Origin of the sequence: Streptomyces sp. NPDC060035 (assembly GCF_042736635.1) — a bacterium.
Taxonomy (GTDB): domain Bacteria; phylum Actinomycetota; class Actinomycetes; order Streptomycetales; family Streptomycetaceae; genus Streptomyces.
In genome coordinates this window covers 362,271-375,921 of record NZ_JBHWVO010000001.1, presented here as the reverse complement: position 1 = coordinate 375,921, position 13,651 = coordinate 362,271, and the positions used below count along the sequence as shown (strand labels likewise).

The 13,651-nt window shown below is 69.5% G+C and carries 13 protein-coding genes and 2 pseudogenes; 6 read left to right on the top strand and 9 right to left on the bottom strand.

The genetic code is table 11. The annotated features are described in order from the left end of the window. Positions 1-2 precede the first annotated feature (2 nt). The 3 genes and pseudogenes from ACFWBQ_RS01750 to ACFWBQ_RS01740 all read right to left on the bottom strand — a co-directional run. On the bottom strand, positions 3-185 hold the full coding sequence (locus ACFWBQ_RS01750; protein ID WP_385482803.1) for a hypothetical protein: 183 nt from the start codon (positions 183-185) through the stop codon (positions 3-5). A 236-nt stretch (positions 186-421) separates the two neighbouring features. Next, positions 422-1,888, bottom strand: a complete 1,467-nt coding sequence (locus ACFWBQ_RS01745) for a hypothetical protein (RefSeq protein ID WP_385482802.1) — start codon at positions 1,886-1,888, stop codon at positions 422-424. A 105-nt stretch (positions 1,889-1,993) separates the two neighbouring features. Beyond that, positions 1,994-2,231, bottom strand: a pseudogene (locus ACFWBQ_RS01740) (MerR family transcriptional regulator); the annotation flags it as partial. Positions 2,232-2,392: 161 nt separating this feature from the next. Between ACFWBQ_RS01740 and ACFWBQ_RS01735 the strand changes: the two are divergent. Beyond that, positions 2,393-4,000, top strand: a complete 1,608-nt coding sequence (locus tag ACFWBQ_RS01735; protein ID WP_385482800.1) for a hypothetical protein — start codon at positions 2,393-2,395, stop codon at positions 3,998-4,000. Here the strand turns inward: ACFWBQ_RS01735 and aac(3) are convergent. Then, entirely contained in the window at positions 3,925-4,779 is an 855-nt protein-coding gene (gene aac(3) / locus ACFWBQ_RS01730) for an aminoglycoside 3-N-acetyltransferase (protein WP_385482799.1), read from the bottom strand. The two genes, ACFWBQ_RS01735 and aac(3), sit on opposite strands and share 76 nt — an antisense overlap. A gap of 213 nt (positions 4,780-4,992) precedes the next feature. Between aac(3) and ACFWBQ_RS01725 the strand changes: the two genes are divergently transcribed. After that, complete coding sequence (locus ACFWBQ_RS01725) at positions 4,993-5,409, top strand: VOC family protein (RefSeq protein WP_385482797.1); 417 nt, start codon at positions 4,993-4,995, stop codon at positions 5,407-5,409. A gap of 207 nt (positions 5,410-5,616) precedes the next feature. Here the strand turns inward: ACFWBQ_RS01725 and ACFWBQ_RS01720 are convergent. The 3 genes and pseudogenes from ACFWBQ_RS01720 to ACFWBQ_RS01710 all read right to left on the bottom strand — a co-directional run. Further along, a pseudogene (locus tag ACFWBQ_RS01720) lies at positions 5,617-5,856 on the bottom strand (DUF6086 family protein); the annotation flags it as partial. 82 nt (positions 5,857-5,938) lie between these two features. After that, entirely contained in the window at positions 5,939-6,976 is a 1,038-nt protein-coding gene (locus ACFWBQ_RS01715; RefSeq protein WP_385482795.1) for an alcohol dehydrogenase catalytic domain-containing protein, read from the bottom strand. A gap of 78 nt (positions 6,977-7,054) precedes the next feature. Further along, entirely contained in the window at positions 7,055-7,468 is a 414-nt protein-coding gene (locus tag ACFWBQ_RS01710) for a cupin domain-containing protein (RefSeq protein WP_385482794.1), read from the bottom strand. A 171-nt stretch (positions 7,469-7,639) separates the two neighbouring features. On the opposite strand from ACFWBQ_RS01710, the gene ACFWBQ_RS01705 reads away from it, so the two are divergent. Then, positions 7,640-8,506, top strand: a complete 867-nt coding sequence (locus ACFWBQ_RS01705; RefSeq protein WP_385482792.1) for a helix-turn-helix domain-containing protein — start codon at positions 7,640-7,642, stop codon at positions 8,504-8,506. A gap of 878 nt (positions 8,507-9,384) precedes the next feature. On the opposite strand, the gene ACFWBQ_RS01700 is transcribed toward ACFWBQ_RS01705, so the two are convergent. Further along, complete coding sequence (locus ACFWBQ_RS01700) at positions 9,385-9,600, bottom strand: hypothetical protein (protein WP_385482790.1); 216 nt, start codon at positions 9,598-9,600, stop codon at positions 9,385-9,387. 11 nt (positions 9,601-9,611) lie between these two features. Continuing rightward, the gene (locus tag ACFWBQ_RS01695) at positions 9,612-9,890 is read right to left on the bottom strand and encodes a hypothetical protein (RefSeq protein WP_385482788.1); all 279 of its coding nucleotides are present in this window, start codon (positions 9,888-9,890) and stop codon (positions 9,612-9,614) included. 1,591 nt (positions 9,891-11,481) lie between these two features. Between ACFWBQ_RS01695 and ACFWBQ_RS01690 the strand changes: the two genes are divergently transcribed. The 3 genes from ACFWBQ_RS01690 to ACFWBQ_RS01680 are packed head-to-tail and all read left to right on the top strand — an operon-like array spanning position 11,482 to position 13,648. After that, complete coding sequence (locus tag ACFWBQ_RS01690) at positions 11,482-12,135, top strand: 2OG-Fe(II) oxygenase (RefSeq protein ID WP_385482786.1); 654 nt, start codon at positions 11,482-11,484, stop codon at positions 12,133-12,135. Continuing rightward, the gene (locus ACFWBQ_RS01685; protein ID WP_385482784.1) at positions 12,132-12,893 is read left to right on the top strand and encodes a hypothetical protein; all 762 of its coding nucleotides are present in this window, start codon (positions 12,132-12,134) and stop codon (positions 12,891-12,893) included. The genes ACFWBQ_RS01690 and ACFWBQ_RS01685 overlap by 4 nt, the downstream gene beginning before the upstream one ends. Further along, entirely contained in the window at positions 12,890-13,648 is a 759-nt protein-coding gene (locus ACFWBQ_RS01680; protein ID WP_385482782.1) for a hypothetical protein, read from the top strand. The genes ACFWBQ_RS01685 and ACFWBQ_RS01680 overlap by 4 nt, the downstream gene beginning before the upstream one ends. Positions 13,649-13,651 lie beyond the last annotated feature (3 nt).

Below are 13,651 nucleotides of genomic sequence, written 5' to 3'. Positions count from 1 at the left end.
CCTCACGGCTGTGGGTTCACGGGCCTCAGATCCAGCGGTGGTGAGGGAAGCCCGAAGTGGCCGGCAAGGATCCGCACCGTGTGGGCGCCGTCCGCGTTGAAGCCGGGGTCGGCGTCGTACAGGGTGTCCCGGCCGACGATCCGGGCGTCCAGCAACTCGCGACATGGACGCAGGCGCCGTTCCACGCAGCCTGTCGGCCGCCTCCATCGAGGTGCGCAGCAATCAGCACCCCCTTTCGGTCGTGACCATCGCCAACGAACTCCTCGCCCTCCGGGACCGTCCCCAGATCGCCAGGACCACCTTCGGAGGCGACCTCGGCCTCTCGGCGCAGCCGGGGAGTCCGAGAAGCGGCCGGAGGACGGCCAGGGGTTCGGCGCACGGATGTGTCCGGGGCGACGCTCACCTGCCTGACGTACGGGTATCAGGCGCTCGGCGGGCGCAGCCCTGCCACTGCCCATCTCGCCCGCGTGGACAGCGGGCTGAGCGCCTTCGCCGACTCCTTGCCGATCGTGTCCAGCAGGAACCGGGCGTGGACCGCCGTCGCCCGCGCGAGGTCCGCATCACCCGCCTCGACCGCGGCGAGCGTCAGCTCCAGATGCTGTTCCGTGATCAGCCGCCCGAGCCCCTGACGGTGCCACTGGGGCACCGCTTCGTCCGGCCCGCGGCCATCGGCGCCGACCGCTGCCCGTGCCCGCTCCAGTGCCCGCGCTGCCGCCGCGAGGTCGCCCTTGCACCGTTCCAGCCGGGCGAGGACGTAGGCCTCCGAGGCCCGGCCCCGTGCCGTGTCCTGGAGAGAGAGGAGGTTGAACTGGGCGCGGGCCGCCTGCGGGTGGTCGCCGAGACGTTCCAGCGCGCGGCTCAGCTCGCGTAGCCGTTCCGCGTCCGGGCCCGTGTCGTCCAGGATGCGGATGAGCGCAACCCGGGCGTGCTCGACGCGGCCTTGCCGGCGGGCCAGCTCGATCCAGGTGAACTCGCTCTCCGCCTCCATGTCCCGCCCGTGCCGCCGCGTCTCCTCGGCACGGGCCCACTCCACGGCCCGGGCGCCGTCGGTGACCTGCCCTGCAGTGGCAGACCGCAGCAGCGCGACGTCCTCGTCCCGGCCGTACAGTGCCACCAGCACCGCAGCGAGCCGCCGCTCCGAGTACCACTCGGTACGCTCGGCGTCCTCGCACTCCAGCAGGAGTCGCAGCAGCGGCACGTCACCGTCCCGGCGGTCGTACTGGGCCGCCCGCAGTACGCCCGCTCGCAGCACGGGATCCTCGGCCACCTCCACCCGCGCGCCGGGGGCGCCGGAGCGCATCCGCTCCAGCGCCGCCCGTCCCGGGCCCAGGACGACATCGCGCAGGGGCCGGCGCAGGGACTCGTCCAGCCGGTACGCGCAGAGCTCCAGGGAGTTGAGCAGGACGTGGTCGGGTTCGGTGCGCCGGGCGGCCGAAGCCGACCGGGCGACGAGCTCGGGCAAAGGCCGGTCCGGCAGGCCCAGACCGCTGAGCAACGCCGCCCGCTGCGCGTCCAGTTCGGGGGCGAACTCCTCCCGTGCCGCGTCGTCCGCCGCCCGCACCAGGGCGAGCAGGCCCACCTCGTCCAGTTCGGCGGAGAGGTCCTCGCACCACCAGGGCAGCCGTACGAGCATCTCGAGCGCCTCGCCGACACTGTCGGCGAGCAGTACGGCGTCCCCCTCGGAGGAGGCATGGAGCACGGCCGTTCCGCCGCACAGGAAGAACGTGCCGCCGGTGTCGTCACCGGCGATCGGCTCCAGCGACGCGCCGGACGCCAGGTGCACCGCTTCGACGTGGTAAGCCCGGCCCACGTCGAAGTTGAAGGGTAAGGCGGCCAGTTCGGCCAGATCCGGGCGGGCGCGCAAGAGCTCCAGCATGCGGTCGGTCATGAGACCGAACCCTAACGATCACCCCGTCGACCCTCGTGTACCGGTGCGCAAGGCGGCAATGAACCAGGAGAAGACCGGTGCCAGGCTCGGCGGCACCGGCCACCGTACGGAGACCTCCCGGTCGAGGACCTTCCTGATGACAGCAAGGTCCGGTCCGAGATCGCGCAGGGTACGCACGAGATCGAGACGGGTTGCCGCTTCGAGGTCGTACAGCCGGTAGCCGGCCGGGACTTCGGCCGGTCGGCGGCACGATGCCCGCGTCGGAGCAGAAGCGAACGGTCTTCACCGTCAGCCCGGTTCGCCGGGCGAGGTCACCGATCGCGTGGAGCGCGTCACCGTTCATGTTCATGTCCTCACCTTGCTGTCTCCCCCCACGGGAGACGCAAGCGGGAATCTCCCGTCCCCGGTTGTTCCGCAACGGCGCGCCCCGGTGGTCCGGACCCCGGCTTCGGGCAGGGTGGCCCCTGTCGCGTTTGGATGCATCTGTCACCATGGGGAGCGGTCATGCAGGAGTGTCGGCCACTGCGCCCGACGCCGAGGTCCGTATCCGGTCGGCTCCGCAGGCGGTCCGCCGGTCCATTGCCGTGGCTGATCACCCTTGCTGTGGTCTTCGTCGTCGTTCAACTGGCCGTTGTCGTACCGGGGTCGGGACTGGCCTGGGACGAGACCGTCTATGTCAGCCAGGTCGGAGGCAACGCTCCTCCTGCGTTCTTCAGCGCGCCCCGTGCGCGCGGGATCTCCTACTTGGTGGCTCCGGCGGCCGCCCTCACCACCTCCACGACCGTGCTGCGGATCTACCTCGCCCTGCTCTCCGCCGCCGCGCTGGTCGTCGCCCTGTGGATCTGGCGGAAGGTGCTTCCCACGCCCGTACTCGTGTGCGCGGGCGCCTTGTTCGCCGGGTTGTGGCCCACTCTGTTCTACGGCTCGATGGCGATGCCGAATCTCTGGTGCGCCCTGGGAGCCCTGGCCGCTGCCGGCTGGGTCGTGAGAGCCGTGCACGGCGCCGGTGGCCGCGCGGAGCTCGTCGGGGCGGGGACCGCCGTAGCTCTGGTCGCGCTGATGCGCCCCGCCGACGGGGTCTGGCTGACGCTGCCGCTGGTCCTTGCGGCGGTGGTGGTGCCCGGTCGGCGGCGGCCCGACATGTGCGCCGCGCTCGTGGTCGGGTTACTGGTGGGCTGCGCACCCTGGGTAGTTGAGGCGTACGCACACTACGGAGGCGTGCGTGCCCGCCTGCACCGGGCCAGCGACATCCAGGGCGGCCTGGGCTGGAACCTGGCCGTCGACGACCAGGTGAGATCCCTGGAGGGGCGCACCCTCTGCCGCCCCTGCGGCATTCCGTTCGCACGCCCGGGAACGGCCGTGTGGTGGGCCGCAGTTCCTGTTCTCACCGTCTGGGGCACGGTGGTCGCTCGCCGCGCGGGCCGGGGCACTGTCGCCCTGGTGGCAACCGCGACCGCGGGGTCGGCGGCCGTGCCGTACCTGTTTCTTATCGAGTACGCCGCACCGCGGTTCCTCCTTCCGGCCTATGCGCTGCTGGCTGTGCCCGTGGCCGAATGCGTCATCCACCTGTTCACACGGGCGCGTGCGCGGGACCCGCGAAGGCGGGTGGGAGTCACGGTGCTGGCCCTGGTCCTCGCCGGTCACCTCGCCGTTCAGCTCCAGGTCCTCAGCAGGGTGGCGGCCAGCAGCCACTCCACGAGCGCCGACTACGCGGCCGTCGCCGGTGCGCTGAACCGGCTGGGGGTCCGTCCGCCGTGCGTGGTCAGCGGGGAACAGGCGGTCCCGATCGCGTACTACGCAGGCTGCTCCTCGCGTCAGACCAGCGGGCACGACGCGAGCATCGCCCCCGGGGCCATCCGGGCCGCCGCCCGCCGGATGCCGGTGGCCGTCCTCGTGACAGGCCGTACCGAGCCACCCGCCTACGCCCGCGGATGGCGCTCCGTCCCCCTGCCGCATACCCGTGGGGCCGGGCCGTACCGGGGCCTCCTGCCGTGGCTGGACACCCCTTCGGATGCGGCCGTCGCGGGGCCGTCGGGCTACGGGGCCGCACCCAGCCTCGACTCGATCCACCTGACCCCGAAGCGCACGACATCGTCGGCTTCGAACAGGTAGCTGCCGGCCGCGCCGACCTGGCCCCGGCGGCCGATCCCGGCGGCCAGCATGTCCTCGATCATGGCCTCGAACGGATCCTGGCCCTCGGACACGACGGAGGAGTAGTCGAAGGCGCCGTGCTCCGAGTCGATGTCGCGGAACCGCCGCCAGACCCGCTGCCCGCCGAAGCGGATGGGCTGCTCGTAGTCCACGAACCGCTTGCCCGGTGCCACGGCGAGCGCCTCGGCATGGTGCAGGAGCGTGAGGGTGTCCAGCGGGGCGCCCAGGAGAAGGACCCGGCCACCCAGGGTGACCAGCTTCGCCAACGGGCTGCCGGGTCCGTGCGGGTCGTCCCAGGGGTGGTCGGCCATCAACGCCGTTGCAGCGGCGCCGAGTGCGGCGAAGCTCGCGTCGGGGTGGCGGCTGCGGACGGCGCCCGGGCGGCGGCGCAGTGCCTCCGGCAGACGGCCGAAGCCGTGGTCCGCCTCGCTCAGTTCGGGGTCGTACGCGGGATGCTCCGCGCGAACCGCGTCCTGCCACGCCTGCGGCCAGTCGGTGAAACCGTAGGGCGGGGCGTCGTTCCAGCCACAGGTCACCATCAGGGTTCCGCGGTCCCCGACGACCTCGCCGAGTGCGTCGATGATCGACTGAGGGCCGCCTGCCACGTATCCGATGGCGGACATCCGCGTATGGAACATCACGATGTCGCCGTCGGTGAGGCCGAGCGCGGTCAGGTCCCCGACGAGCCGACCGCGGGTGACGGGGCCGTGTGTACGCCGGAGTGAGGCCAGGTCGTCCATGGACGCGAAGATATCCGTCGCCCGGGAAGGGCGGGGTGATACGCGCTAGGGTCGGCGTGTGACTGCCGGGTCGGCCATGGGCCATGTACGAGAGAGGCGCCCGGCCTTGGCATGACCGCGTGGCGGGCGCGAGCCCCGCCCCTCCTCCGTGTCGTCCGTCCGGCGCCCGCGCGCCACCGTCCCAACGGAACCGATGACCCGGAGTTGCCGCAGATGCTTAGCCAGCACACACCCGAGCAGGGTGTCACCACCGTCCAGCTGAACCACACCGCCGTGTACGCGACGGACCGGAGCCTGTCGGCCGAGTTCATGGCCGCGATCCTGGGCCTGGAGGTGGGCGCCCCGTTCGGCCCGTTCCTGCCCGTCGATCTCGGCAACGGCGTGACGCTCGACTACTACGAGAAGCGGGACGAGCCGGTCCAGGCACAGCACTATGCCTTCCTCGTGCCCGACGCGCAGTTCGACTCCATGATCGGCCGCCTCCAGACGCTCGACGTCACCTACTACGCGGATCCCAACCACACCGAACCCGGCCATATCAACCGGCTCTTCGGAGGTCGTGGTGCGTACTTCGACGACCCCGACGGCCACAACATGGAGATCATGACCCGGCCCTACGCCCGGCCGTAGGAGACCGCGGGCCATGTTCCGTCGCTCCGACGCAGGGCGGGGCCCGGTCGACCATGAAGCGGACCATCTCGCGTGACTCCCGGCGCAGGGCGGCTGCCCACGCGTCCTGTGCCGGGTGCGGGGCCGGATATGGCCGCCCTCGTGGGCGCGGTCCGCGAAGTCGGCAGATTCCCGGTCCACTTCGATGCCGGCCCTCTCCGCGAGTGCCGGCGCCGTGGCGGCAAAGCCGTCCGACAGGGCGAGCATGACGCCGTGGCTGTTTCTGCGGTGCCATTGCGGCCGGGCGTGGACGAACGCCGCGAAGCCGTCGGGGTCGATCCGGGATTCGTCGGCCTGTACGGCGTCGATGCCGGACGGCAGGTCCAGTTCGGCTTCGTGGACCGCGACATGACGCATGAACAGCCGGGAGGGCCCGTTCGACGGGTTCCACAGAGTCCCGTCGCCCATGTCGTAGGACTGGCTCACTGCGGAGCCTTCCTGCTTCTGCTGGTCCCGTGGACCGTAGTCGGCGGCACAGCGCGGCGAACCGTCAGGGAGTGACGAGCACCTTGAGCGACTCCCGCCGGTCCATGGCGCGGTAACCCTCGGCCACCTGGTCCAGGGACACCGTACGGTCGAAGACCCGCCCGGGGTCCACCGTGCCGTCCAGCACGGCGGGCAGCAGCTCGTCGATGTAGGCGCGCACCGGGGCCGGGCCGCCGGTGAGGGTGACGTTCGGGCCGAACAGGCTGCCGAAGCCGACCGCCGCGTCCTCGTACTGCGGTACGCCGACCCGGCTGATCACGCCGCCCGGCCGGACGGCGCCGACGGCCATGTCATAGGCGGGCATGTGGCCCACAGCCTCCAGCACCGTGTGGGTGCCCTGGCCTCGGGTCAGCTCGCGCACCTTCTCGATGCCCTCCTCACCGCGCTCGGCGACCACGTCCGTGGCGCCGAAGAAGCGGCCGAGGTCGGTGCGGTCCTTGTGCCGGCCCATCAGGATGATCCGCTCGGCACCCAGCTGCTTCGCGGACAGGACGGCCATCAGGCCGACCGCGCCGTCGCCGATCACCGTGACGGTGGTGCGCGGGTTGACGCGGGCCTGCTTGGCGGCGTGGTAGCCGGTGCCGTACACGTCCGCCAGAGTCAGCAGGGACGGCAGGAGCGGGGAGTCCTCGCCGACGGGCAGCCTGACCAGGGTGCCCTGGGCCTGCGGGACACGTACCGCCTCCGCCTGGGCGCCGCCGACGCCACCGGAAGCGAAGAACCCGCCGTGCGGGCAGGAGGTGTGCAGGCCCTCCTGGCACAGGTCACACGTGTTGTCCGCGTAGGCGAACGGTGCCACGACGAGGTCGCCGCGCCGGAGGCCGGAGACGTCCGCGCCCAGGTCCTCCACGACGCCGAGGAACTCGTGGCCCATCGGGGCCGGACCGTCGGAGGCGGTCATGGTGCGGAAGGGGTGCAGGTCGCTGCCGCAGACGCAGGACCGAACGATGCGTACGACCGCGTCGGTCGGCTGCTGGAGGGCCGGGTCCGGCGCGTTCTCCACGCGCACGTCACCGGCGCCGTACAGGAATGTTGCTCGCATGAGGGGGGTCTCTCTTTTCGCGTGATGCTCAAGGGGAGGGCACGAGATCCCGGGACAGGTGCCGGGCGCCGTCCGGTGTCAGCGGTTGCTGGTGCGCGAGCCGCCGTACTGCTCGTCGGTGACCTTCTCCAGCCACGTGGTCTCCGGACGGTCGTCCCCGAGGCCCTCCCACAGCGCCAGGTGCTCCATGAAACGGTCCGGGGTGGAGCCGTGCCAGTGCTCCTCACCGGGCGGGCAGGTCACGGTGTCCCCGGGGTGCGCCTCGATGACCGTGCCGTCCCGGGTACCGATCAGCGCGATCCCCGACACGATGTGCAGGGTCTGGCCGACGGCGTGGTGGTGCCAGGCTGTGTGGGCGCCGGGGGAGAAGCGGACCATGTTGGCACGCATCCGGGAAGGCTCCTGGCCGGTGTGAATGACGTCGAACCACACGTCGCCGGTGAACCATTCGGCCGGGGCCTTTGTGGTGGGCTGCTGCGTCACCATTTCCATGGGTGCCTTCTCCTTCGGAACGAGACTGCCGACCGATGCTGCCGGCCGTTCGACCAAGGTTTGCACGCGGCTGCGCGCTCGCAAAGGGGAGAGTTTCCTCCTGGGAGAGAAACATCCTGGGAAGAAACTCTCCCCCTCTCACAGCGGCCGACCGGTGCCAGACTGGAGCACATGACGTCCGACGCGCATCTGAACGAGCTGGGCGAGTTCCTCAAGGCCCGCCGCAGCGAGCTCAGCCCTCGCACCGTGGGTCTGCCCGAGAGCGGTGGCCCCCGCAGGGTCGCTGGACTGCGCAGGGAGGAGGTCGCCCAGCTGGCCTCGATCTCCACCGACTACTACACCCGTCTGGAGCAGGGGCGCATCCAGGCGTCCACCCCTGTGCTGGGCGCTCTCGCCCAGGCCCTGCATCTCGACGACGACCAGCGCGACTATCTCTTCGGCCTCGCAGGAAAGGAATCCTCGCGGCCGCGACGGCGTGCGCGACAGAAGGTGCAACCGCAACTGCGGCGGCTCCTGGACGACCTCAGTGCCACGCCGGCCATTGTCATGGGACGCCGTATGGACGTCATCGCATGGAATTCACTGGCCGCCACCCTGGTCACGGATTTCGGCAAGGTTCCGGAAAAGCAGCGGAACTACGTCCGGATTCTCTTTACGGATCCCGCCATGCGGACGCTGTACGCCGACTGGGAGACCGTGGCCCGCACCTGCGTCGCCCAGCTGCGTATGGAGGCCGCCAAGTATCCCGACGACCCCCGGCTCACCGCCCTCGTGGGGGAGCTCTCCGTCCAGGATCCGGACTTCCGGCAGTGGTGGGCCGCCCACCAGGTCGCCACCCTCAGCGTGGGCACCAAGGCGTTCCACCACCCGATCGCCGGTGAGCTGTCACTGGACTGGGACACGCTCACCGCCACCACCGACCCCGACCAGCAACTCGTCGTCTGGACCGCGGAGCCCGGCACACCCTCCCACGACGGACTGCGCATCCTCGCCTCCTGGGCCGCCGACCACCGGCCCGCCCCCGACACCGCCGGCTGAGGGCCGAGGCCCGGGAACGTGCCCGACCTCGTTCAAGCCGTCGGACGGGCCCACTGGGAATGCAGCCCGGCGAGGGCAAGATCGTCTCACTCGTCGTACCGGTGCTCTCGGGCCCGGTGAGACGGCGGGCAACATGCTCACCAGCCGGACGTACGGCGGGCTGGCAAAGCTCTTGGAGGCGCTCCGCGCGCACGACACCCGCATCGTCGAGCAGTTGGCGGAGCAGCAGGCCCCAAGCCATCCCCAAGAGCCGCGAGCTTGGAGATGAAGGCGAGGAGCCGGGCGCAGCGTGGGAGGGCGTGAGCGGCGCGGGCAAGGGGCTGCGCTGAAGTTCTCCACGCCCCGCGGCCCGCCGCGCCGACTGGGTTCAACCACCTGCGCGTCCTCAACCCCGAACACGAGCACTGGCGGCGGGGTGTGGAAGCCTCCGTCATCGACAACCGGCTCCACGGCGCCCTGCGGGTGCCGTTCACGTTCCGCGTCCCAGGACCGGGTCGCGGCGGTAGTAGCCGCAACCTGCGCACTGGAAGCGGATGAGGCAGGAGCTGCCGCCTGCTTTGGCGTTGCTGGGTTCGGTGCGGCCGCCGTAGTGAACTGCGACCGAGCACAGTTCGTAAGCGGCGTCGGAGCAGGGGCTGGGCCGGCCGTTGCTGCTCGCGGCGATCTCTCCAGGTGCGGATGGCCTGGGTGGTGGGGCGGAGACACCCGGCAATGCCGGCGGAGGCCACTGATGGGCGGTCTCCGTCGGCTTTCCCGCGTTCTGCCTTCGCCAGCTCGGCCAAACAGGGCCTCGTTGTGGCCGCTCAGGAAGAGTCGCTGGTCCGGTCGAAGCGGCGCGGGCCGCCGGGGCGCGGGTCTTTCCCGCTGGGAACCGGTTCTCAGTAGGCGACGACCGAGTTGTTCGCGACGTCCACCCGGTGGTTACCGCTTGCCAGTTCAGGAATGCTTCCCTCTTCGACTTCTGTCTCGAAGACCGACTGGCCTTCTCCGACTGAGACCACTGCCTTCACATCCTTCGAGGGTCGCGCCACCGCGACTATGCGGCCGATCTCGTCGTGAACGATGGAGACGCTCACCTTGGCCATTTCACCCACCGGCTCTCTTTCTAGAGCGACTCGACCTGTGCGAGGAGATGCACGTTGCAGGAGTTGAACGGCGCGTTGTTCCGCATGTAAACCTTGTAGGCTTTCGTTCCGTCGACATGCTCGAACGACTCGCCCTGCGTGAGAGTCGCATGCCCTACTGGGTAGGGAACTCCCGCTCCGGTCCCTGGAAATACGACGATACTGAACGCAACCGCCTGCTTGCTGTTGAACCCGTGAATGAACCAGTTGAAGGTTCCATTGGACGCTATCGAGGTCCACCCGATGTCAAAAACGGCCATGGCTCGACCTTCCGAAATCTCTCGCACCCGCAGCGGCCCCACCGCCGCACTGAGGTAGCGGTGAACTCGACTTCGTCAGCGAGAGGATGAATGGCTATGCATGCGCTGTAGCGGTGTTTCGGAGCAGACATCCACATGCCCGCATCCGTACCTCTTCACAGCCAGGCACTGTCGTGTTTCATCTCTCATCATCGCTCCCGTATGCGCGGCGCGCCACTGCGAGCGCGGGCTTCCAGTTCCGCCGCGGCCGACCGCGTGGCTGTTCGAAAGACATGCCTCGTCACGCTCATAGGGCCTGGTTCCGATGCCCAGTTGGGCAGCGGGCGGCGGGGCGGCGTGATGTCCAGAGATTGAGCAGCAGGTTGCACCCCGAGCCCCGCCGGAAGCGGGTGAAGCGCGATGGCGTGTTCATTCACAGCGAGATGACGGCACGCAGGCCATCGATGCCCGCTTATGAACGACGACTTCTACCGACGGGACGCCGACTGCGAGTCCTGAGACTGCATCAAACTCCATCCAAAGAGCTCGTGCATGGTTGGCGGTGGCGCGTCGAGTCGTTGATTGTTGATCACGTTCTTTATGGTGGGGGAACCGGGCGCGTGCAGCCATTGTCCGAATCCGGCGGATCACCGGGATGACCTCCGATACGTGATTGCTGAACTCAGCGCAGGGATCGGCCCGTTGTGCCACGAGTGACATCAGGCCGCACTGGCCTCGAGGGCCCCGTCACCGAGCCGCGGGCGCGACGCGAAGCACAAACTGGTCGTCATCGAACGCCTGCGGCAATCTCCGCCACGGCGCAACCCACGACGTGCCGGCCTGCTGGTTCGGCGTAGATCGCTCCACCACCACGCGTGCAATCGGTGAAGTGCGCCCCTGCCGGCGCAGCGGAGCTGCACCGGCGCGGCCGATCTGCGGCTGCGCTCGATCACCGAGATCAACGACCACCTCGGTGCGAGCGGCCGGACCGGGAACATCGACGGCACCGAGATTCGCGTCCGAGGCCCGCCGCCGGGCGGAGGGACCAGGAGAAGTGACTCTCCGGCAAGAACAAGCAGAACACCGTCAAGTCCATGGGTCCTCACGGATACCGAAGGACGTCTGCTGTTCTGCAGCGGGCTGAACCAGCCGGCTGCCGTGTGAACCGCTCCGCATCTCGCAGGTCACGGGGCGCCGGGCCGGGGCCGCCGGAGGGCCTGGGCCGACCGGGTGACTACGCGCTTGTGGTGCCGGGCTCGACGGGTTCGATCACATAGCGTGATCGAGAGTCTTGACCGTACGGCTCGGCCTCGGGGAGCCTGCCGGGCTTTGGAGGAGTGCAATGACCATGGCTGCCGCGCTGTCCGCGCTCACCGGCGGCTTCGCGCTCGAGCCCGATCACCACCGTGCCAGGTCGGTGGCTCCTGAGTGACCAAGGCTGGGTGCCCTTCCACAAGCCGAGGGCAGCCCACCGGGACGGCACGGATCTTCCGCACCCCCGGCCGGCGAACGTGCCGCACGCGGGCATGGAGAACGACCGGGCAGGGCCGTCGTCTAGCCGTGCCTGCTCGGTTCTCGTCTCGGAGTCCGTGCAACGACCGAGAGGAAATGAATGAAGCGAACGGATTCTCCTCGTCGTGAAGAGCGCGCCGAGGTGCAGCCGGTGAGGATCTGGCGAAATGCACTGTCGCGGCAGGACTGCCGCGCCGCCGCCGAGGCCATGGCTCGCTCGACAACCGTTGCAGGCGCTGTGCTACGCCGCAGCAGCGACATGATCGACCCGAGCATGCGCAGATGTTCGGAGCACCAGCTGGCGGCAGATCAGTCGATGCCTGTCATCACCGCCATGCGGACGGTCGCAGGGGAGGCCATTGAGGGTGCGGGATGGAGAGGGGCGGCGCTGGACGGCCCAAAGTTCTGCAGTTACTCCGAACGCGACTTCTTCCGGGCACACCGGGACCGTTCCGATGATCACCTGGATCCGGCTGTGGTGTGCAGTCGACGCCTGTCGATCGTCTGTCTTCTGAATGACGCAACGTCACACGACGGCCTGCCAACCTTCGACGGCGGAGCGCTGGTCATCTACGTTCCGCAGCCCGACGGCACAGTGGCACCCGAGAGCATCCGGCTGGAAGCCGGATCCATCGTCACCTTCCGCTCCGATCTGCTGCACGAGGTGCGCCCGGTACGGGCAGGCGTGCGGTACTCAGCGGTGGCTTGGCTCCATGACGTGGACGACAACGACGACAATGAGGAGCAGCGATGAACACCCTCCACGGTGAGTCGAACGACCGTCTGGAACTGCGTGTCACCACCGATCTTCTCGGCGAGTTCCGGCCGGAGCTGGCGGCGTTCTTCAGGCAGCTCGGCCTCGGTCACCTCCTCGACGAGGTACTGGTCCCGCTCGCGGCCAGGACCCGCATCAGGGCCGGTGTGGCTTTCGACGAGCGTCCGTGGCCGCCGTCCGGCATCGGGTCGCGGGCCCTGCGCGCCGTGGCGGTCGCGGTGGTCGGTGAGGACGGGCAGTCGCTGTTCACCCCGGTGTTCCTGTCCGCACGGCACGCCACCAACGTGGGGTTGGCGGCGGCTATGACAAAGCTCCTCTTCGAGGACCTTGCGGGCGAGGGTGTGGAGTGGGTGTCGTTGTTCGTCAACGAGCGATCGACAGTCGTCTCCGGCGAGCTCGCCGGCGTCGGCTTCGTGCCTCGGCAGGCCCAGGTCCTGACCGATGAGACCGAGTTCCGGGCGTACTCGGCAAGTCCGTCCGCAGCGCTGCAAGGACTCGGGCTGGACAACGTTCGCCTCGGTGACGTGCTGGCCCTCAACCTCGACCGGGCACAGATTTCCCGGCTTACGGGGTTCCATCTCGCGCTCGCCGCGGGGATTGCCGCCCACTGGGCCGGCGACACACGGTGGGCAGACGTATTCCCCGGCTTCGACGAACTCCTGATGATGTCTCCGCCCAGCGGGATCACGGGGACTCCAGGCCCCAGCAAACGCGTTGAAGCCGTGCGCCGACGATGACTCCAACGATCGACATCTTCATCCGGTCCTACCACCGCGATCGGTACTGGCTGGCGCTCGCCCTCCGGTCCATCGCCGTGTTCGCGTCCGGTCATCGCCGGGTCGTCGTGGTCGTTCCCCGATCGAGTCTTGCGCGCATGGAGCGGTCGGCGATCGAGTCGGAAAGAGTCCACCTGTACACCTGCCGCGACTACGCCGACGACTATCTCGGACAGCAGATCACCAAGCTGAACGCAGACCTCTACACGAATGCCGGTTCGATCCTGCACCTCGACTCGGACCATGTCTTCGTCGCGCCGTGCAACCTGAAAGCCCGCCTGTTCGACCAGGGCAGAGCGCGCATGGCACTCGACTCCGGCAGCGACCGGCCGGAAACGGACGGCTGGCGGCAGTGCCCAACCGCCTTCCTGGGGGAGCCGGTCCGGCCGGACCTGACGGCGCCGCCACCCATGCTCGTCCCCCGCCGCGTGTACTCAGGGCTCCGCGCCTTCTGTCGGGACGCGCACCGCATGTCGATCAGCAGTTATGCGTTCGCCGCCGGAGCGGGCCGGTTCTGCGAGTTCGCGCTCCTGCGCGGCTTCGCCCTGACGCGGGAACCGGAACGGTACCTGTGGGTCGATGCCGCTCGGCACCCTCTGCTGCCGGAGTGCCGGAACTTCTGGAGCCGAGCGCAGACACCCACCTCGGTGGCCGGCAGCCTCCCCCCGGAATTGACCGCCCGCGCCTCGCCGGGAACTTCCACACAAGGGCGGTGAGGC